The sequence below is a fragment of the Pseudomonas sp. GW704-F2 genome (genome assembly GCF_059423025.1).
This window is the reverse complement of record NZ_JBWKXO010000002.1, coordinates 141,533-161,370: the sequence shown is the minus strand read 5'-3', so window position 1 is coordinate 161,370 and position 19,838 is coordinate 141,533. Positions and strand designations below refer to the sequence as shown.

Sequence of the window (19,838 nt, the reverse complement as noted above, 5' to 3'; positions counted from 1 at the left end):
TCTCCTCAGGCGGCGTTCTTGAGTTTCGGGTCCAGCGCGTCGCGCAGGCCGTCGCCCATCAGGTTGATTGCCAGCACGCTGAGCAAAATGGTCAGACCCGGCAGGCTCACGACCCACCAGGCGCGTTCGATGTAGTCACGGGCCGAAGCCAGCATGGTGCCCCACTCCGGCGTTGGCGGTTGCACGCCCAGGCCGAGGAAGCCCAGCGCGGCGGCATCGAGGATCGCCGAAGAGAAACTCAAGGTCGCCTGCACGATCAGCGGCGCCATGCAGTTGGGCAGCACGGTGATGAACATCAGGCGCGGCAGGCCGGCACCGGCGAGGCGGGCGGCGGTCACGTAGTCGCGGTTGAGTTCGCCCATCACCGCAGCGCGGGTCAGACGCACGTAGGACGGCAGCGAGACGATGGCGATGGCGATCACGGTGTTGATCAGGCCAGGGCCGAGGATCGCGACAATGGCGACGGCCAGCAGCAGTGATGGCAGGGCCAGCATGATGTCCATCAGGCGCATGATGGTTGGGCCGAGCAGGCGCGGGAAGAACCCGGCGAACAGCCCGAGCAGGATGCCCGGAATCAGCGACATCACCACCGACGACAAGCCGATCAGCAGCGACAGGCGCGAGCCCTGGATCAAGCGCGAGAGCAAGTCACGGCCGAGTTCGTCGGTGCCGAGCAGGAACTGGATCTGCCCGCCTTCCAGCCACGACGGCGGGGTCAGCAGGAAGTCGCGGTATTGCTCGCTGGGGTTATGCGGCGCCACCCACGGGGCGAACAGCGCGCAGAACACGATCAGCAACATGAACAGCAGGCCGGCAACCGCGCCTTTGTTCTTGGAGAAGGCTTGCCAGAATTCTTTGTACGGCGACGGGTACAGCAGGCTCTGATCGACTGCTGACACTGGAGTAGGTGTGGTCATGGTCATGATCTCAGCGCTGGTGACGGATGCGTGGGTTGGCGAAGCCGTAGAGGACATCCACCACGAAGTTCACCAGGATCACCAGGCAGGCGATCAGCAGGATGCCGTTTTGCACCACCGGGTAGTCCCGTGCGCCAATGGCTTCGATCAGCCATTTGCCGATGCCGGGCCAGGAGAAGATGGTTTCGGTCAATACCGCACCAGCCAGCAGGGTGCCGACTTGCAGGCCGACCACGGTGAGCACCGGGATCAGCGCATTCCGCAGGCCATGGATGAACACCACGCGCGCCGGCGACAGGCCTTTGGCCTTGGCGGTGCGGATGTAGTCTTCGCGCAACACTTCGAGCATCGACGAACGGGTCATCCGCGCAATCACCGCCAGCGGGATGGTGCCGAGCACGATGGCCGGCAGGATCAGGTGGTGCAGGGCGTCCCAGAACGCATCAGGCTCGTTGGCCAGCAGGGTGTCGATCAGCATGAAGCCGGTGCGTGGCTCGATGTCGTAGAGCAGGTCGATACGCCCGGAAACCGGGGTCCAGCCCAGGCTCACCGAGAAGAACATGATCAGGATCAGGCCCCACCAGAAGATCGGCATCGAATAGCCCGCGAGGGAGATGCCCATCACCCCGTGGTCGAACAGCGATCCTCGCTTCAAGGCCGCGATCACCCCCGCCAACAGGCCCAGGATACCGGCGAACAACAGGGCGGCCATGGACAGCTCCAGGGTCGCCGGGAAGAGTGCGGTGAACTCGGTCCACACGCTGGTGCGCGTGCGCAGGGATTCGCCAAGGTCGCCTTGGGCCAGCTTGCCGATGTAGTCCAGGTACTGCGCATACAACGGCTTGTTAAGGCCAAGGCGTTCCATTGCCTGTGCGTGCATCTCGGGGTCGACCCGGCGTTCGCCCATCATGACTTCTACGGGGTCGCCTGGAATCATGCGGATCAACGCAAACGTCAGCAACGTGATGCCGAAGAAGGTGGGGATCAATAACCCCAATCGGCGGGCAATAAAACTAAACATCTTGTGGTGTACCTCAATCAGCCGGTTAGGCAGGTCCGGCACCGTCAACGTCGACGGTGCCGAGCGTTTTTTCTTATTTACTTCACCTGGGTGGTGGCGAAGTTATTGGTCGTCAGTGGGCTTTGGGTATAACCCTCGACGTTTTTGCGCATGGCGGTGAACATTTTCGGATAAGCCATGGGGATCCACGGTTGATCCTTGTCAAAGACGTCCAGTGCTTGTTCATAGAGTGCAGCGCGCTGGGTGGGTTCAGCGATGGCACGCGCCTTGTCGATCAGGTCCTGAAATTCTTTATTACACCAACGGGCGTAGTTTTCGCCGTTCTTGGCCGCATCGCAACTCAGGTTCGGGGTGAGGAAGTTGTCCGGGTCGCCGTTATCGCCGGCCCAACCTGCAGAGACCATGTCGTGCTCGCCCGCTTTGGCGCGTTTGAGCATCTCGCCCCACTCCATCACCTTGATGTTGACCTTCAGGCCGATCTGGGCCAGGTCCGCTTGCATGCGCTGGGCGCCGAGCATCGGGTTGGGGTTGGTCGGGCCGCCGCCGTTACGGGTGAACAGGGTGAACTCGGTGCCTTCCGGCACGCCGGCTTCCTTGAGCAGGGCGCGGGCCTTGTCGAGGTCGCGTGGCGGGTTTTTCAACGTGTTGTTGAAACCCAGCAACGTCGGCGGATACGGACCGGTGCCGACAACTGCGTTGCCTTTGCCGTACAGGGCCTCAGTGTAGCCGGCCTTGTCGAACGCGATGTTGATCGCGTGACGCACCCGCGCGTCGCTCATGTATTTGTGGGTGGTGTTCAAGGCAGTGTAGCTGGTGGTCATGGCCGCCAGTTCATCGACTTTCAGGTTCGGGTCTTTCTTGATGCTCGGGATGTCGTCGGGCTTCGGATACAGCGCGATCTGGCATTCGTTGGCCTTGAGCTTCTGCAGGCGCACGTTGTTGTCGGTGGTGATCGCCAGGATCAGCGGGTCGGCCGGCGGCTTGCCGCGGAAGTAGTCCGGGTTGGCCTTGAAACGCACCTGGGCGTCCTTGGCGTAGCGGGTGAAGATGAACGGGCCGGTGCCGACCGGCTTGGCGTTGAGGTCATCGGTCTTGCCGGACTTGAGCAACTGGTCGGCGTATTCGGCCGAGTGGATCGACGAAAACGCCATGGCCAGGTCGGCCAGGAACGGTGCTTCCGGACGGGTCAGGGTGAAGACCACGGTGTGATCGTCGGTCTTCTCGACGCTCTTGAGCAGTTCCTTGAAGCCCATGCTTTCGAAGTACGGGTAGCCCACGTTGGACTTGGTGTGCCACGGGTGTTTCGGGTCCAGCTGGCGCTGGAAGCTCCAAAGCACGTCGTCGGCGTTCAGGTTGCGCGTGGGTTTGAAATAGTCGGTGGTGTGGAACTTGATGTCGTCACGCAGGTGGAAGGTGTAGGTCAGGCCATCGGCGCTGATTTCCGGCAGGGCCTTGGCCAGCGCCGGGATCACTTCGGTGGTGCCGGGCTTGAAGTCCACCAGACGGTTGAACAGGGTTTCGGCGGCGGCGTCGGCGGTGACGGCCGTGGTGTACAGGACCGGATCGAAACCTTCCGGGCTGGCTTCGGTGCAGACCACCAGCGGTTTGGCCGAAATGCCGACCGCCACGCTCAACAGCGCAGCGGCAATGGCAGCTTGTAACGGGAGCATGTTCATTCGGAGCCCTCTGCAATCGATGGAACCAGACGAGCATAGAGGGCGGGCTCGTCCTGAGCCCGCCGTCTACCTGGCGCTGATTAAAGGATGTTGAACGGGATGGTGGTGACCAAACGGAACTCTTTGATGCTGCCGTCGGACTGGAACTCACTGCCACGGTGCTCAACGTAGGTCGCACGAATGCCCGTGGCTTTGAGTGGGCCGCTCTGGATTGCGTAAGAGGCGCCTACACCGTATTCCTGGTGTTTTTCGCCGTCTTGGCTCTGGATGCCGTCATAGGCGAACTTGGCCCGACCACCGTTGCCGGTGTAGTGGGTGCCGTCGATGCCCCAGCCGCGCGCTGAGTAAGCGTTGAACTTCAGGCCTGGCACGCCGTATTCGGCCATGTTGATGGCGTAGGCGATCTGGAAGGACTTCTCGTTCGGGCCGTTGAAGTCCGAGGTCAGGGAGTTGGCCAGGTAGATGCCGTTGGTTTCGTGCAGGTAGTCGAAGTACTCGTTACCGTTCACTGCCTGGTACGCGAAGGTCAGGCTGTGCGCCTGGTGGGTCAGACCGAGCGACAGCGAGTAGGTGTCGTTGTCGATTTCGCCCATCAACTTTTTGCCTTCGTCGACGGTCTTGTAGTAGTTCAGGCCGGTGGTCAGGCCCAATACCGAGCTGTCGCCCAGTTCATGGGTCGCGCCGAAGTAGTACTGGTTCCAGAAGTCTTTGACGTTGGCGGCGAAGATGCTGGTTTTCAGGCTTTTCAGCGGCTGGTAGTTCAGGCCCAGGGTCGACACCTTGTCGGTTTCAGCGCCGTTGCCGTATTCACTGCGGAATTTCGACAGGCTCTGTTCGGTACGTGGCGAAACGCGGTCGAACACGCCGCCCTGGAACGACAGGTTGCTGAACTCTTCGCTGTTGAAACTCACCCCTTCGAAGCTCGAAGGCAGCGCACGGTTGCCGATGGTATCGACGATGCCGCTGCTGAAGTTCTGGCGACCGGCGGTCAGGGTGGTGTTGGAGACGCGGAACTGCACGTTGGCCAGGCCCAGTTTGCTCCACTGGTCGACTGCATCGCCGTTGGAGTCGGCCAGGGTACGGTTGGAGCCGCCCTTGATGTCACGCTTGCTGCGGTCCAGGACCAGTGCGTTGTAGACCGCCAATTCGGTCTTGACGCCCACGGTACCCTGGGTGAAACCCGAGCTGGCGTTGAGGATGGTGCCCTGTACCCAGTTGGTACGATTGCGGTCGGTGCGGGTTTCGCCGTGCTTCTTGTACTCGAAGGTGCCCCCACGGTACTTGCTTTCATGGGAGTACCAGTTACGCGTGGTGCCGCCCAGGCTGAAGTCCTCGATAAAACCCTTGGCTTCGCTTTGAGCGCTGGTGCCGGCCAGTGTGGTGGGAACGAAGTCCTGGCTCTGGGTTTCCGCGTAAGCGGTCGCCGTGATGCTGCTGATGGCCAGGGCCAGAAGCGCTTTGCTGCTCAGTTTCATGGGTGAAGCTCCTTTGGTTCTCTTTTTTTATGCCGGTCTTTTAGGCGAACCGGCTATTGGTGTGTAACTCGTTCAAGCATTTGCAAACGTTTGCTGTAGGAAATTTCCCAACAGAAGGCTGCAAGTTTGCCGGAGAGTGTTATCCACTCCCCGCAATCCGGTTATTTTCTTATGGGGTGATACTGACGCCCGAGAACACGTTGCGGCCGAAGGGGCTCACTTGGAAACCTTCGACTTTGGCGCTTAACGGCTGGTTGACCGTCGAGTGGGCGACTGGTGTGATCGGCACCTGCGCTTTGAGCAGTTGCTGTGCCTGTTTGTACAGAACAGTCCGTTGTTCGCGGTCGGTGACGACCTTGGCTTGCTTGATCAGCTTGTCGTATGCCGGGTCGCACCACATGGAGTAGTTGTTCCCGCCGATGGCGTCGCAGCTGTAGAGGGTGCCCAACCAGTTGTCCGGGTCGCCGTTGTCGCCGGTCCAGCCGATCAGGCTGATATCGTGCTCACCGTTCTTGGTGCGCTTGATGTACTCGCCCCACTCGTAGCTGACGATCTTGACCTTGAGGCCGATCTTGGCCCAGTCGTTCTGCAGCATCTCGGCCATCAGCTTGGCGTTGGGGTTGTACGGCCGTTGTACCGGCATCGCCCACAGGGTGATCTCGGTGCCTTCCTTCACGCCGGCGGCCTTGAGCAGTTCCTTGGCTTTTTCCGGGTTGTAGGCGGCGTCTTTGATGCTGTCGTCGTAAGACCACTGCGTCGGTGGCATGGCGTTGACCGCCAGTTGCCCCGCGCCCTGGTACACGGCGTTGAGGATGCTCTGCTTGTTCACCGCCATGTCCAGCGCCTGGCGCACTTCGAGCTGGTCGAACGGTTTGTGGCGCACGTTGTAGGCGATGTAGCCGAGGTTGAAACCTGGCTTGGTCAGCAGTTGCAGCTTGGGGTCGGCCTTGAGAGCGTCGACATCCGCCGGACGCGGATGCAGGGTGATCTGGCATTCGCCGGCCTTGAGCTTTTGCACCCGCACCGACGCGTCGGTGTTGATGGCGAAGATCAACTGGTCGAGCTTGACCCGGCTCGGGTCCCAGTACTGTTTGTTGCCGGCGTAACGGATCTGCGAGTCTTTCTGGTAGCGCTGGAAGACGAACGGGCCAGTGCCGATCGGCTTCTGGTTGATGTCGCTGGGCTTGCCCTGCTTGAGCAACTGCTCGGCGTATTCGGCCGACAGAATGGAGGCAAAGCTCATGGCGATATTTTGCACGAACGCCGCGTCGACCGTGTTCAGTGTCATCACCACGGTGTGCGGGTCGGTTTTCTCGACCTTGGCGATGTTCTTGTTCAGGCTCATCCCGTTGAAGTATGGAAACTCGGTGGGGTAGGCCTTGCGAAACGGATGGTCGGGGTCAAGCATGCGGTTGAAAGTGAACAACACGTCGTCGGCGTTGAAGTCCCGCGTGGGCTTGAACTCTTTATTGCTGTGGAATTTCACCCCTTCGCGCAGGTGGAAGGTGTAGGTCAGGCCATCTGGCGAAATATTCCACTTGGTTGCCAGCCCCGGTACGACGCTGGTCGCGCCCTTTTCAAACTCAACCAGGCGGTTGTACAGCGGCTCGGCCGCATCGTTGTCGGTGGCGGTGGTGTACTGCGCGGTGTCAAAGCCCGCCGGGCTGCCTTCAGAGCAAAACACCAGGCTCTTTTTTTCGGCGGCGTGGCCCATCGTGGCCACAGCCAGCAGGCTGGTACCAAAAATTGCGGATAGAACGGTGGTATGGCGCATGACGATCCCGATCCTTGTTTGTAGTTGTCATCAGCGAGCAATCCCCCCGGCATACGGCCAGGGGGACATCACTGATTCCACGCACAGCAAGTGCCCATCAGATTGGAGCCTCTGCTGTCCTACGACGTTAGGGGTCGAGGACTTCGCAGTAAATGCGCAAAATCTGACTGACCTTGTAGGCAACGGAGCCGCGAATCGAAGTTCATTGCCGTAGGACGGCAGCGAGCGCGAATGTGGTCTGTTTCCTACTGGCCTGGCGGATGCAATAACGGCGACGTTATGAAACGTCGCCGCGATTGGTCCTTACTTGCCGCTGACGCTCACGCCGTAGAAGGAGTTCAGGCCAAACGGGCTGATCTTGAAGTCCTGTACGGTGTTGCGCATGGGTTGATACACCGTCGAGTGCGCGATAGGTGTCATCGGGACTGCATCTTTGAGGATATGTTGCGCCTGCTTATACAGCTCGGTGCGTTTGGCCACATCCGAGGTGGCCTTGGCTTCTTTCACGATGCCGTCGAATTTCTTGTCGCACCATTTGGAGAAGTTGTTACCGGCCAGCGAATCGCAGCCGAACAGTACGTTCAGCCAGTTGTCCGGGTCCCCATTGTCGCCGCTCCAGCCAATGATCATGGCCTGGTTCTCACCGCCTTTGGAACGCTTGATGTACTCGCCCCATTCGTAGCTGACGATGTTGACCTTCAGGCCGATCTGTTTCCAGTCGTTCTGCAGCATCTCGGCCATCAGCTTGGCGTTCGGGTTGTACGGACGCTGGACCGGCATGGCCCACAGGGTGATCTCGGTGCCGTCCTTGATCCCGGCTTCCTTGAGCAGTTCCTTGGCTTTGGCCACGTCGTGCGGGGCATCTTTGATGGTGGTGTCGTAGGACCACTGGGTCGGCGGCATGGCGTTGACCGCCAATTGGCCCGCGCCCTGGTACACGGAGTCGATGATCTGCTGCTTGTTCACCGCCATGTCCAGCGCCTGGCGCACGCGCAGGTCGGACAGCGGGTTAGGCGCGGTCTGGCCCTTGAGCACCGGCATGACGTTGTAGGCGATGTAGCCCAGGTTGAAACCGGCCTGGTGCGGCAGTTTCAAGTCCTTGTCGTCGCCCAGTGCCTTGAGGTCGGCCGGACGGGGGAACAGGGTGATCTGGCATTCGTTTTTCTTGAGCTTCTGGATACGCACCGACGGGTCGGTGGTGATGGCGAAGATCAGGTTGTCGATCTTCACGTCTTCAGGTTTCCAGTAGTCCTTGTTGCCGGTGTAACGAATGTTCGAGTCTTTCTGGTAGCTCTTGAACACGAACGGGCCGGTGCCGACAGGTTTCTGGTTGATGTCCTGCGGCGTGCCGTTTTTCAGCAGTTGCGCGGCGTACTCGGCCGACTGGATCGACGCGAAGCTCATCGCCAGGTTCTGGATGAAGGCGGCGTCTACGGTGCCAAGAGTGAACTTGACGGTGTGGGCATCGACTTTCTCGATGTTCTTGATGTTGGTGTCCATCCCCATGTCCGTGAAGTACGGGAACTCGGTGGGGTAGGCCTTACGGAACGGATCGTCTTTGTTGATCATCCGGTTGAAGGTGAACAGTACGTCGTCGGCCGAGAACTCGCGAGTGGGCTTGAAGTACGGGGTGGTGTGGAACTTGACGCCTTCGCGCAGGTGGAAGGTGTACGTCAGGCCATCCGGGGACACGTCCCAGCTGGTGGCCAGGCCAGGAACGACGGCGGTGCCGCCACGTTCGAACTGGCTCAGACGGTTGAACATGGTTTCGGCCGAAGCATCGAAGTCTGTTCCGGTGGTGTACTGGCCTGGATCAAAACCGGCCGGGCTCCCTTCGGAGCAGAACACCAGGTTAGTCGCCGCTTGGGCGAAAGGCGCTGCGGCCATAAGGCCAGCGCTAACAAGTAACGGAATGACTGCGTGTTTAAGCATGTTGGCCTCATGATTTGTTGTCATTTTTGGTAGTGAGGGCGACCTCGTGAGTCGGCCTGCGGATACTTATGCAGGGGCCATACCCATTGCAAGATGCTGAACGGTTGCAAGGATGAAAGAGTGGTACGAACGTACAGGAATGTCGCAAATATGAAAGTTTCGACATAAATGCGTACATTTGGAGGGCTTTTTCGGTGCCGCACGAGCACCAAAAAGGCCCAACCGAGGCGTGTTATGCACTCGATTGGGGCGTTGCTGTTACTTATCGAGACTCACGCCGTAGAACGGCGTCAGGCCAAAGGGGCTGATTTTGAAGTCCCGCACTTCCTTGCGAAGTGGCTGGAAAACCGTCGAGTTCGCAATAGGCGTTATAGGTACTTGTTCTTTAAGGATTTTTTGTGCCTGCTGATACCACTTGATGCGCTGTTCGCGGTCGCTGCTGACCTTGGCCTGTTGCACCAGCTTGTCGTAGGCCGGGTTACACCATTTGGCGTAGTTGCTGCCCTTCACCGCGGCACAGCTGTAGAGCACGCCGAGCCAGTTATCCGGGTCGCCGTTGTCGCCGGTCCAGCCGTAAATCATCGCATCGTGCTCGCCATTCTTGGCGCGCTTGATGTATTCGCCCCACTCATAGCTGACGATGTTGGCCTTGATGCCGATGTTGGCCCAATCCTGTTGGATCATTTGTGCCGACATTCGCGCATTCGGATTGGACGCGCGTTGTACGGTCATCGCCCACAAGTTGATGGTCGTACCGGGTGCAACCCCTGCTTCTTTTAGTAGCGCCCGCGCTTTGGTCGGGTCGAACGGGGCATCTTTGATCGTCGGGTCATAAGACCACTGCGCCGGAGGCAAGGCGTTCTGCGCCAGTTGCCCGGCGCTCTGGTACACGGCCTTGATGATCGCCGGTTTATCGATGGCCATGTCCAGGGCCTGGCGCACCTTGAGTTGATCCAGCGGCGGATGCGTCACGTTGTAGGCCAGAAAACCCAGGTTGAACCCTGCTTGCTGCAGCACGCGCAGGTTGGGGTCTTGTTTCATCACCTCGATGTCGGCAGGGCGCGGGTAACCGCTGACCTGGCATTCGCCGGCCTTGAGTTTCTGCAGGCGCGACGCGGCGTCCGGGGTGATCGCGAACACCAGGTTGTCGAGCTTCACATCCTCGGGTTTCCAATACTGTTTATTGGCGATGTAGCGAATCTGCGAGTCCTTTTGGTAACGCTTGAACACAAAAGGCCCGGTGCCCACCGGTTTTTGGTTGATGTCTGCGGCGTTGCCGGTCTTCAGCAGTTGCGCGGCGTACTCGGCCGATTGCACCGAGGCGAAACTCATCGCCAGGTTCTGTACGAACGAGGCATCGACGTTGTTCAGGCTGAAGCGCACGGTGTGCTCGTCCAGTTTGTCGACGCTTTTGATCGTGGTGTTCAAACCCATGTCGGTGAAATACGGCGACTCGGACGGGTAGGCCTTGCGAAACGGGCTGTCGGCATCCAGCAGGCGGTTGAAGGTGAACAACACGTCATCGGCGTTGAAGTCGCGGGTGGGCGTGAAGAAATCGGTGGTGTGGAACTTGACGCCGTCACGCAGATGGAAGGTGTACGTCAGGCCGTCGTTGGAGACCTCCCAACGGGTCGCCAGGCCGGGTTCGACCTCGGTGCCGCCGCGCTTGAACTGGGTCAGGCGGTTGAACACGGTTTCGGCGGAGGCATCGAAATCGGTGCCGCTGGTGTACTGGCTGGGGTCGAAGCCGGCGGGGCTGGCTTCGGAGCAGTAGACCAGGGTGCTGGCCGCCTGGGCCATGGGCATAAAGGCCAGCAGGCCGGCAGCGAGGAGCAGCGGTTTGAAGATGGTTCTTTCCATGGAGACCCCTGAAGTGGCAGGCATATAAAGCTGCGCGCACGAAAAAACGGCGGTCACCGAGGTTACCGCCGTTACGTGTTATCAGAAAGTCGCCGGTGTTATTTCACCTCGACGATACTCGAGGCGGTCAGGGTGAAGGGGGCCTTTTTATTGATGGCGTAAGGATTTGCGTCTGGGTCCAGTTCGTTGGATTCAGCAATCTCGAAGGTGCGTTGTGCGCTGACCTCCATATTGGGAATTTCAGCCGCATCTTTATCCAGATCGAGTAATGTCATTTTCGCGTCAAATTGAACCTTGGCCGTATTTGTTTCTGGATCGTAGGTGATGATGTAATGGGTGTCCTTGCCTTTGAAGCCGACATGCTCTTGTAGTTGGTTCATTTTTAACTCGACCGATGTGGGAGCGACACTGCCCTGATGAGCCACTTCAGATATGCGCGAGCGTAAGAGCGGGTCGGGGATGGCCTCTTCGAACTGCTTGAGTCGCTGGCGCAGCGTTTCACCATCCGCGCTGCCTGAGGCATCCAGCTCCACGGTCGTATAACCGTCTGGTTGTTTTATCCTTACGCTGTAATGGTCGCGGTTCAAGTCCTTCAGGAAGTTTGGCGAGTAGGGCGTTGTACTGTACTCATTAGGCTGCGACTTTTCGCTGGAATAAACTTCGAAGTTGTCTTCGTCGACGGTCCAGGAAATATTGAGTTTACGTTTAAGTACGTCCCCTTCTTTATAATTGCTGACGGATTGTTGGTAGGTGGTGTCGTTGTTGTAGTTAAAGACTTCGTCAAACTTATCGGCACCACTTGTCTTGGGATCGCCCAACGCTTCGAATCCATCCGAAAGTTTTGGCGGTATCTTGGCAGCCTCTGTGGGAGGGGACGAAGGGGCGCGATTCCAAGGCCAGCCACCTTGGCCTCTGGCGGTGGACCACTGTCCGTCACCGTTGGCATATACGGTCAATACAGGCTTCCTGGTATTGGGGTCAATGATCTGGACATAGTTATCACTGAGTTTGAAATCACTTCTGATCTCATACACTTTTTGCAAACCCGTATCGTCGGCATAGCGGATGAACCAGCGTTTTTCGTCGGTGGCCTGATAAATGCCTTTGGTGTTGGGCACTGCGTTCTCAATGAGTTTCTCGCCATTGGGCAGCGCATATTTGCTGATGTCCCCCGACTGGCTGGGGCGCAACCGGTTGATTGGCGGAATTCCATTCTGAGCGTCGTCGCTCGGCGGTAACTGTGGGTGACCCGCATCGCCTTTGTTTTTCCAGACGCCCGCCTCATCAGGCTTGGCAATAATGCCGCTATTGGCCAGCTTGGACGGATCTTCTGGGTGCTGAACACGCAGTATGTAATGCGCCCCATCCCCGGCGTCCGGCGTATTGCTGGCGAAGTATTTTCTCCCGTTAAACTCCACCTCTTGCATACCCGGAAAGGAGGCTGACGGAGGCGGCGCTGGATTTACGTTTACTTCAGGCGCGCCTCCCATTGAAACGGGAGCTTGATTTGCGGTAGATGGAAGTTCGGGGGCCCGCACCAACTCAAAATCGCTTGTCGCTGCGTTGTATCGCCAGTTGTAATTCAGGCCGATAGCCGCGGTGCCGGTATTTTCGCCCAGCCCGGCTTCTATCCCGATCGGTGTAAGTTCATGTGCAAGTTGCAGGCTGGATATAACCGCCGCGGCATTGCCGCCAACGCGATCCTGCGCCGTCATGCCATAGATACCGTCATGTATGCCGAAGGCAATAATACCTACGTTGCCCAGGACGGGAACGTAGCCGAAGGTATTGCCCCAAAAATCTTTCGCACCCTTCCAACCTTGTTGTGAGGAGCCAAATACTTGGGTTTGGTCACTCCATACCGCATTCTTGGCATTTAAGTCTTGGTAGCAGGTAGCAATGCTGTCATTGAGGTTGCCATATTTCAAATGATAGTCGCTACCTCGTGATCGCGTGTAATTAAATACCTCGCGAACTGGTATGGCTTGATCCTTGACGAGGTTTTGATAACCTGGGTAGTTGGCGTGATTACCCTCAATCAAGTTATCGAGTACTTCCCCCGCCTTGGGCCAATGTGCATCTATGCCGCCTTGTCTGTCGCGGGCATTGAAACTTTTTTGCAAGTTGTCACGATTGCTTTTGGCCCAGTTGGCGAAATCATCATCGCCTTTTATTTCGTGGGCGGCACCGTTCTTCAAGTCGACCATCACACCCTTGTTGGGTCTGTGCTCATAATTACCGTCGTAGGGCGTGTAAGGAATAAATGCATACCCCGCCATTGGGTAGCCGTAAATGTTGGGGACGATGACTTGTCCATTTTGCTCAAGCGTGCGTTTGATGGCGGTTTGAGCTTCGGGGCTTAACAGTTTAAAACTTTCACTGTCGTTGGACAGGCTCTGCAAGGTTCCCTTCAATACATAGGCGTCCGCTTTTCCGGAGCGTTTTGCCAGGATGCCGGAAGCGTCCCGCATCGAGCTGGCTATTTCATTTTCCCAATGATCTTGGAGTGTCTGGCCGACGGATTCCAGATTATTGATTTTACCCCGGTCGCTTGACGCGATTTCCATTTCTTGGAAGTTGATCGGGCCGCCACGTTGGACTTTATCGTGCGCAAGAGAGCCCGCAGCAATTTCCCACGCAAAGTAAGTGCGCTTTTGAGTGTTGGTCAATGTCTCGGGTTTCCCCTTGCCTGTATAAGAGCTGAACGTCACCGTGAACTTTTCGTGCGGGTCGTAGCCGGCGGATAATAAACCACCACTAAAGTATCCTGCGGGTTCCATAAACTGGCGCGCGCGCTGGAATTTGATATTTCTTTCACCTTCGCTACCGTTTTCTATTTGGCCAATCTGCGTATTTACGCGATTGGCATAGCCGTCGATACGCTGTTCTCGTTGCGTAAGTGTGTAGTTCGCGTTGGGGGCGGAAACGGTGGTTGACCCATAAATGGTGGTCGTGCGGGCCTCAAGTTCCGGATCAGGGGAAGAGGTTGCAATCGGTTTTTGTTCAACCCCTGTCTTTTTTGACTCTGGCTCACTCTCCTCTCCCGACCATTTTTTTTGTGGAGCGGATGAGTCATTAATCGACCTGGCGTGACGACTTTGTACGGAGAGTGGGGGGATTAACGAGGGTGGCTGGAGGAACGGATTGATATTCATGATCGGCTCGATGTAGGCGTGAAGTTCATAAACACTGTTCGTTTTTCGAAACGCATATGCCCGAATTAAGCCCGGATTAATCGGCGGGCGGGAAATTAAGTCAGACGTGAAATTGACCTCTGTTATGGGCTGTTGCGTAACTTCTTAATCTAGGTTGGGAGAATGATGAAAATAGGTGGTTATATAAGACTGAACAGTTCCACGTCATTGCATGGGGCTCGTGCTAGACGTCTGTATTAAAGAAAGGCTTGCAGTATTCTGAAAAAATCCTACGTTAAAGTGATTCGAACCATCATCACGTCCCTTGCTTTGAGCGGGTTGGCTGCGGTTGTGTCTGCTTCAGGTCACGCCTGCCTCGGCTCCATTCCCATGGCTGATCGACCGTCCAAAAAAAACGGCGCAAGCCCTTCGGGGCCGCGCCGTTTTCGTGTGCTTCAAAAGGCTTATTGCAGGACTTCGATCACCCCATCGGCACTCATGCTTACCTGACTGGTACCGGCTTCCACTTCCGGCGTCGGCGCCGAATCCATCATGGCGGCTTTCATCATCATCCCGCCGCGTGCGTAAGGTTGTGGATAACCATTGGTGTTGAAGTTCAGGTTGACGATCTTATAACCCTTGCCGCCCAACGCATCGGTGGCCAGTTGGGCGCGAGCCTTGAATGCGCTGACCGCGTCCTTGAGCAGGGCGTCTTCGCTGGACCTGCGCGTGGTGTCAGCGATGGCGAATTCCATGTTTTGCATTTTCAGGGTGTTGAGCAACTCGCCGGTGAGCTTGGACAGCGCCGGGAAGTCTGCGCTCTCCAGGCGCAGTTCGGCGCGTTCACGCCAACCGGTGATCTTCTGATTCTTATTGTCGTAGATCGGGTAGCTGTTGCGGCTGCCCTGACGCAGGGTCACGGCCTTGACTTCGCGGGCCTGGCCCAGGGCCTGGTTCATGGTGGTGGTGATGTCGGCGGCGAGCTTGGCGGGGTCGGCGTTCTGGGATTCGGTATAGAGCGTCACGATCATCTTGTCGCGGGCCACTTCCTGGCTGACTTCGGCGCGCAGGGCGATCTGGTTGTAATGCAACTCATCGGCGGCGACGGCCGGGAGGCTGGCCAGGGTGCTGGCGCTGAGGGTGAGAGCGGCTGCGTTGCGAATGAAACGGGACATGGAAGCTCCTTGGATTGTTCGTATCGGTATGACTGTAGACGGTGGTGCCGGGTTCTTCGGGTTTACACATTCACTACAAGTTGTCGCAGTGCCGACGAACGGTCATTCAGCGCGCCTGCGTCAAAGAGCCACACGCGCCGTGTCTGCCGGTCGGCTTCGTTTATACTCCTGCCGATCCGCCTGCAGCGCTCACCGGGAGAGCTCATGCTCGCCGCCGTAAAACTGACTTCCGCCACCCGCCAGAACCTCTGGCGCCTGACGTTCATTCGCACCTTGGTATTGGCCGCGCAGGCCGGTTCCGTCGGGCTTGCCTATTGGTTCGACCTGCTGCCGCTGCCGTGGCTGCAACTGAGCGTGACCCTGGGTTTTTCCACCGTGTTGTGTGCGTTTACCGCCATCCGGTTGCGTACCACCTGGCCGGTGACCGAGCTGGAATACGCCCTGCAGTTGGCCTGCGACCTGTTTATCCACAGTGTGTTGCTGTATTTCTCCGGTGGTTCCACCAATCCGTTCGTTTCGTATTACCTGGTGCCCTTGACCATCGCGGCCGTGACCTTGCCGTGGCGCTACTCGGTGATACTCTCCGGCATTGCCCTGACCCTGTACACCTTGCTGCTGGCGCAGTTCTACCCGTTGCAGACGTTCCCCATCGCCCGGGAAAACCTGCAGATCTACGGGATGTGGCTGAGCTTCGCGCTGTCCGCGGCAGTCATCACCTTTTTTGCCGCGCGCATGGCCGAAGAACTGCGCCGCCAGGAAGAATTGCGCGCCATCCGCCGCGAAGAAGGCCTGCGCGACCAGCAACTGCTGGCCGTCGCGACCCAGGCCGCCGGTGCGGCCCATGAGTTGGGCACGCCCCTGGCGACCATGAGCGTGCTGCTCAACGAAATGACCCAGGACCATCACGATCCGGCGCTGCAAGAAGACCTCGGCGTGCTGCGCGAACAGGTCAAGCAGTGCAAGCAAACCTTGCAGCAACTGGTGCGCGCCGCCGAAGCCAACCGCCGCCTGGCGGTGGAGATGCAGGACGTGACCCAGTGGCTCGACGAAGCCTTGAACCGCTGGCACCTGATGCGTCCCGAAGCCAGTTACCGTTTCCACCTGCTGGGGCAGGGCAGCGTGCCGCGCATGGCGCCGCCGCCGGACCTGACCCAAGCCCTGCTCAACCTGTTGAACAATGCCGCCGATGCCTGCCCCGAAGGCCTGGAAGTGCAGCTGGACTGGGACACGGAAAACCTCACCATCAGCATTCGTGACCACGGCGCAGGCGTGCCGCTGGCTATTGCCGAGCAGATCGGTAAACCTTTCTTTACCACCAAGGGCAAAGGCTTCGGCCTCGGCCTGTTTTTGAGCAAGGCCAGCGTGACCCGCGCGGGCGGCTCAGTGAAGCTCTATAGTCATGAGGAAGGCGGCACGCTCACCGAGCTGCGCCTGCCCCGTGTCGCACGAGGAGATATCGATGAGTGATGAGATCCAAGTCGAAGGCGAAGAACTGCCGCACCTGTTGCTGGTAGATGATGACGCTACCTTTACCCGCGTCATGGCGCGTGCCATGAGCCGTCGCGGTTTCCGCGTCAGCACCGCGGGCTCCGCGGAAGAGGGCCTGAGCATCGCCCAGGCCGACCTGCCGGACTACGCCGCGCTCGACCTGAAAATGGACGGCGACTCCGGCCTGGTGCTGCTGCCCAAGCTGCTCGAACTCGATCCGGAAATGCGTGTGGTGATCCTCACCGGTTATTCCAGCATTGCCACCGCTGTCGAAGCCATCAAGCGTGGCGCCTGCAACTACCTGTGCAAACCGGCGGACGCCGACGATGTGCTGGCCGCCTTGCTCTCCGAGCATGCCGACCTCGACACCCTGGTGCCGGAAAACCCGATGTCGGTGGACCGCCTGCAGTGGGAACACATCCAGCGCGTGCTGACCGAGCATGAAGGCAATATCTCGGCCACCGCCCGCGCGCTGGGCATGCACCGGCGTACCCTGCAACGCAAGCTGCAGAAGCGCCCGGTACGGCGCTGAACCCTAGGAACAGAACGCGGGATATCGTGCTGTGCTTGAGCCTCGAACACTTGAGTTTTCAGCATTTTATCCTGTGTTGCGGGTAGGTATGGAAGGCTGAGTATTTTTGGCCTGGCGACCTTCAATACATATCGCACACGTTTTCCATGTTCACTCGGTTGAGAAAGAGTGCTCATGGCTGTTTGGGCGGGAAATACACGGGTTTATATTCAACTGTAGAATCTTCATATTTTGGGGGCTCTCCCGGCGGAGCGCTATTGATGGTGGTCGGTTGGCCGTCGTTTTTATTTATTTTTGTAACGCTATAGTCATTATGGTCGGCTTGTAGTTTCGCTTCAGCTATGCGCTCAGCCTCTTGACGCGTAATTTTTGGATTTGACGCCATGATTTGAGTGACGTACTTGTCTCGATAGTTTTTCAGTGTGGTTGAGCCAAAATTTGTGAACACCCCTCCCTCAAAAGCCTTGACGGGCTTATTGATCTCTTTTTGAAATTTTGCAGCGAACGAGCTTCCACGCCCTTCGCCTGAATGACAAACTATAAGCCGTACAGAGTCATATTTTTCTGGATCTATACCTTTGCTTTTCAATAAGGCTATTAGTTTTTTTGGTGAGTAACCTTTTCCGTCGATCACAACTTTTGAGTCTTCGCCAAAGAACGTACCGGGCCGATATGGTTTAGAACCATGTGCAACAATGTTGAGTCGTCTTCCGGCTTTGTAAGTGTCCTCGAAGGTATGGACTTCATTGCCAACAATTTTCAGATTCTTCATCGGGCCGCCCATTTTGACTTCGACAGTCGGAGCGTCCCCTTCCGCTTCGATTTCAGCAGGCGGCTCATGTTCAGGGTTCAGTTCGTTCGGTTTGGGTTCCTCGCCAGGTTTGATTTCGCTAGCGGCGGCTTCCTCCCCCGATTTGCCAGTCTTCGCGATATGTGGGAGCACGGCGATCGCGGCGTTGAAAAAACCGAATATGATGCGTTGGTTGCCAGTCGGTTTGCCATGTACTTTGTCGTCAATGCCAATCCCTGCCTCGGTTATCCCGCTGGCCAGATAGAATGCATCCAATGTCAGTGCCACTTCAGGCATTACAAAAGCCAGCGGAGTCAGGAATAGTGCTGCTTTTGCAGCCTTTTCCAAGCCGGAAATAATATTATTCTTGATGACGTCCCTGTCACTGGTGATATCCACCGCGGCATCCGAATAAGAGCGATCTTTCTGACGTGTCGTGATTTCATCGAAAGGCGAGTGACTGGGTTCTGCCTTAATGAAGTCTTGTGGGTCCCAGAAGCCGCTGAAAGCCCGATGATCATAGGAAAGTAATCCCCCCGGAGTTTCGCGTTTTTCAGGCCAGGTACCGAGTCCGGCCAGCGTCTCGTCTATGCCTGCTTGTGCATAGCCGTTAGGTTTGTCTTTGAGCGGGAAGTGCCCGGCCATCGCTTCGCGTTTGACGGGGTCCGCCATTTGCTCGGCGAACCATGCTTTCATTTCGGTCTGGCCGTTGAAGGTGTGAATGGGGGAAGAGTTTCCCGGTATGTGCAACAGCGTGAGCGGTGGGAGTTTTTTACCGTTGGCATCAAACCTGACCTTTTTGTCCGTGATGTACATAAGGTCGGTAGACTGAAAGTTCCCGACTTTCAGCATCCCAACTTCAATGTCGGGATCCTTTGGTGGATTCTTTTGTAAGTCTTCAAGCTTGATGTCCGGCCACGACGCCTGGTTGCCTGCTAACCCGGAAGCTCGCATGACCAGATCACGGCCTTCCTTACTGAGGCTTTGTTCTTGATGCTGGCTCATGGCGGCTTTGACAAGCGACGATTTGGCCAGCAATGGATACTTCTTCTCGTGGTTGCTCCAGAACTCATTCAGGAATTGATCGTAGGGCTTTTGATAGTCCGCCTTCCAGATCAGTTTTTTGAACTCATCGGGCGTGATTGCGCTCTGGTTTCCTCCGTTGTAAACCGGAGCAGGTTCTTCCGAGGACTCTATGTAAATACCTTGGTAGGTATGGGTGATGTCCGCCTTTTCAGTGTAAGGGTTGAAGCGACTGCCGAAGTTGAAGACGCCAGGGGTATGTGTCTCCAATTCGGGTTTAACGATGACCTCAGGGCCTCCGGCGTAGAAAGGTACTTGGTAACCTGCACCCGTTGGCGTGTCCTGTGCATTGGTAATGAGCGCCTCGGTCAATGAGATTCGCTTGATGATTTTCGCGGGGTAAGGTTTTTCCCCGGTGGTGTTGTAGTCATACGTAATCAGGTAGGTGTTGTCGGGATCTATATTCCATTTTTCTTTTTCGGCTGGGGTCGCTGCCTGTGCCGCCATCTCGGCAAATTTTTTTTTCAGAAAAATAGAGGCTTCTTCTTTAACTGTTTTGAAGGCGCCGGAAATCTCCTGTGTAACCGGGTCGACGTTGATGTTGGAATCAGAGTTGACGGGCTCAGGGGCTTTCTCACCCACCCCGATGCCTTTGTTTGGATCAGGATTTACATTGACTTCGACGTATCCGCCCTTTGAAGAATTGGTGTTTGGTACGACTTCCTGCACCACTTCTTGATTGTTAGGTGGGGAGGAATCTATTGAGCGTCTATGGCGCGGATGTGCGCTTGCTTCTTGATGACCGTTGCGGTCGGAAGGTAATGCAGGCTCAGTTGGCAGGTGGAGGAGATTAATGGGAGGGAGAGCAATCTGCATAAGAGCGTCCAGTAATTCAATGTGGTATCAATAGTCACCTATGTGGTTTTGTGTCGCGGGAAGGTTCCTGTTTTGGGTGGGTGTTTTTACTCTATGAGGTAGGCCCTGACTCTTTCGATTGACTCTTCAAGCTGCAAAGCGTCCGGTATGGCGCTGAACGAAGTC

At 57.2% G+C, this 19,838-nt stretch carries 12 protein-coding genes; 2 read left to right on the top strand and 10 right to left on the bottom strand.

All coding sequences use genetic code 11. From position 1 onward, the window contains the following. Positions 1 to 5: 5 nt before the first annotated feature. The 9 genes from AC07W0_RS02525 to AC07W0_RS02485 form a co-directional block, all read right to left on the bottom strand. Entirely contained in the window at positions 6 to 917 is a 912-nt protein-coding gene (locus AC07W0_RS02525) for an ABC transporter permease subunit (RefSeq protein WP_026139829.1), read from the bottom strand. 10 nt (positions 918 to 927) lie between these two features. Next, positions 928 to 1,938 carry an ABC transporter permease subunit gene (locus tag AC07W0_RS02520; protein WP_017845439.1) on the bottom strand — a complete coding sequence of 337 codons (1,011 nt, stop codon included), beginning with the start codon at positions 1,936 to 1,938 and terminating at the stop codon, positions 928 to 930. Between the two features lie 77 nt (positions 1,939 to 2,015). Beyond that, positions 2,016 to 3,614 carry an ABC transporter substrate-binding protein gene (locus AC07W0_RS02515; RefSeq protein ID WP_017845438.1) on the bottom strand — a complete coding sequence of 533 codons (1,599 nt, stop codon included), beginning with the start codon at positions 3,612 to 3,614 and terminating at the stop codon, positions 2,016 to 2,018. An 80-nt stretch (positions 3,615 to 3,694) separates the two neighbouring features. Beyond that, entirely contained in the window at positions 3,695 to 5,089 is a 1,395-nt protein-coding gene (locus AC07W0_RS02510) for an OprD family outer membrane porin (RefSeq protein WP_017845437.1), read from the bottom strand. Positions 5,090 to 5,258: 169 nt separating this feature from the next. Beyond that, on the bottom strand, positions 5,259 to 6,803 hold the full coding sequence (locus AC07W0_RS02505; RefSeq protein ID WP_371918420.1) for an ABC transporter substrate-binding protein: 1,545 nt from the start codon (positions 6,801 to 6,803) through the stop codon (positions 5,259 to 5,261). 363 nt (positions 6,804 to 7,166) lie between these two features. After that, positions 7,167 to 8,795, bottom strand: a complete 1,629-nt coding sequence (locus AC07W0_RS02500; RefSeq protein ID WP_026139828.1) for an ABC transporter substrate-binding protein — start codon at positions 8,793 to 8,795, stop codon at positions 7,167 to 7,169. A 258-nt stretch (positions 8,796 to 9,053) separates the two neighbouring features. Further along, entirely contained in the window at positions 9,054 to 10,655 is a 1,602-nt protein-coding gene (locus AC07W0_RS02495) for an ABC transporter substrate-binding protein (RefSeq protein WP_102617143.1), read from the bottom strand. Positions 10,656 to 10,753: 98 nt separating this feature from the next. After that, positions 10,754 to 13,435, bottom strand: coding sequence for a hypothetical protein (locus AC07W0_RS02490; RefSeq protein ID WP_102617142.1), 2,682 nt, complete (start codon positions 13,433 to 13,435; stop codon positions 10,754 to 10,756). 818 nt (positions 13,436 to 14,253) lie between these two features. Continuing rightward, positions 14,254 to 14,964, bottom strand: a complete 711-nt coding sequence (locus AC07W0_RS02485) for an SIMPL domain-containing protein (RefSeq protein ID WP_017845432.1) — start codon at positions 14,962 to 14,964, stop codon at positions 14,254 to 14,256. A gap of 204 nt (positions 14,965 to 15,168) precedes the next feature. On the opposite strand from AC07W0_RS02485, the gene AC07W0_RS02480 reads away from it, so the two are divergent. Next, the gene (locus AC07W0_RS02480) at positions 15,169 to 16,431 is read left to right on the top strand and encodes an ATP-binding protein (protein WP_017845431.1); all 1,263 of its coding nucleotides are present in this window, start codon (positions 15,169 to 15,171) and stop codon (positions 16,429 to 16,431) included. Then, a complete protein-coding gene (locus AC07W0_RS02475; protein WP_004372278.1) occupies positions 16,424 to 16,984 on the top strand; it encodes a response regulator transcription factor in 561 nt (186 codons plus the stop codon). The genes AC07W0_RS02480 and AC07W0_RS02475 overlap by 8 nt, the downstream gene beginning before the upstream one ends. A 172-nt stretch (positions 16,985 to 17,156) precedes the next feature. Here AC07W0_RS02475 and AC07W0_RS02470 read toward each other — a convergent pair whose 3' ends face one another. Beyond that, complete coding sequence (locus AC07W0_RS02470) at positions 17,157 to 19,673, bottom strand: dermonecrotic toxin domain-containing protein (protein WP_256580721.1); 2,517 nt, start codon at positions 19,671 to 19,673, stop codon at positions 17,157 to 17,159. Positions 19,674 to 19,838: the final 165 nt, after the last annotated feature.

What these genes read in the sequence shown, in the direction of transcription:
- AC07W0_RS02525 (WP_026139829.1), bottom strand. Translation starts at nt 917, where the DNA reads ATGACCACACCTACTCCAGTGTCAGCAGTCGATCAGAGCCTGCTGTAC.
- AC07W0_RS02520 (WP_017845439.1), bottom strand. Translation starts at nt 1,938, where the DNA reads ATGTTTAGTTTTATTGCCCGCCGATTGGGGTTATTGATCCCCACCTTC.
- AC07W0_RS02515 (WP_017845438.1), bottom strand. Translation starts at nt 3,614, where the DNA reads ATGAACATGCTCCCGTTACAAGCTGCCATTGCCGCTGCGCTGTTGAGC.
- AC07W0_RS02510 (WP_017845437.1), bottom strand. Translation starts at nt 5,089, where the DNA reads ATGAAACTGAGCAGCAAAGCGCTTCTGGCCCTGGCCATCAGCAGCATC.
- AC07W0_RS02505 (WP_371918420.1), bottom strand. Translation starts at nt 6,803, where the DNA reads ATGGGCCACGCCGCCGAAAAAAAGAGCCTGGTGTTTTGCTCTGAAGGC.
- AC07W0_RS02500 (WP_026139828.1), bottom strand. Translation starts at nt 8,795, where the DNA reads ATGCTTAAACACGCAGTCATTCCGTTACTTGTTAGCGCTGGCCTTATG.
- AC07W0_RS02495 (WP_102617143.1), bottom strand. Translation starts at nt 10,655, where the DNA reads ATGGAAAGAACCATCTTCAAACCGCTGCTCCTCGCTGCCGGCCTGCTG.
- AC07W0_RS02490 (WP_102617142.1), bottom strand. Translation starts at nt 13,435, where the DNA reads ATGGAACCCGCAGGATACTTTAGTGGTGGTTTATTATCCGCCGGCTAC.
- AC07W0_RS02485 (WP_017845432.1), bottom strand. Translation starts at nt 14,964, where the DNA reads ATGTCCCGTTTCATTCGCAACGCAGCCGCTCTCACCCTCAGCGCCAGC.
- AC07W0_RS02480 (WP_017845431.1), top strand. Translation starts at nt 15,169, where the DNA reads ATGCTCGCCGCCGTAAAACTGACTTCCGCCACCCGCCAGAACCTCTGG.
- AC07W0_RS02475 (WP_004372278.1), top strand. Translation starts at nt 16,424, where the DNA reads ATGAGTGATGAGATCCAAGTCGAAGGCGAAGAACTGCCGCACCTGTTG.
- AC07W0_RS02470 (WP_256580721.1), bottom strand. Translation starts at nt 19,673, where the DNA reads ATGCAGATTGCTCTCCCTCCCATTAATCTCCTCCACCTGCCAACTGAG.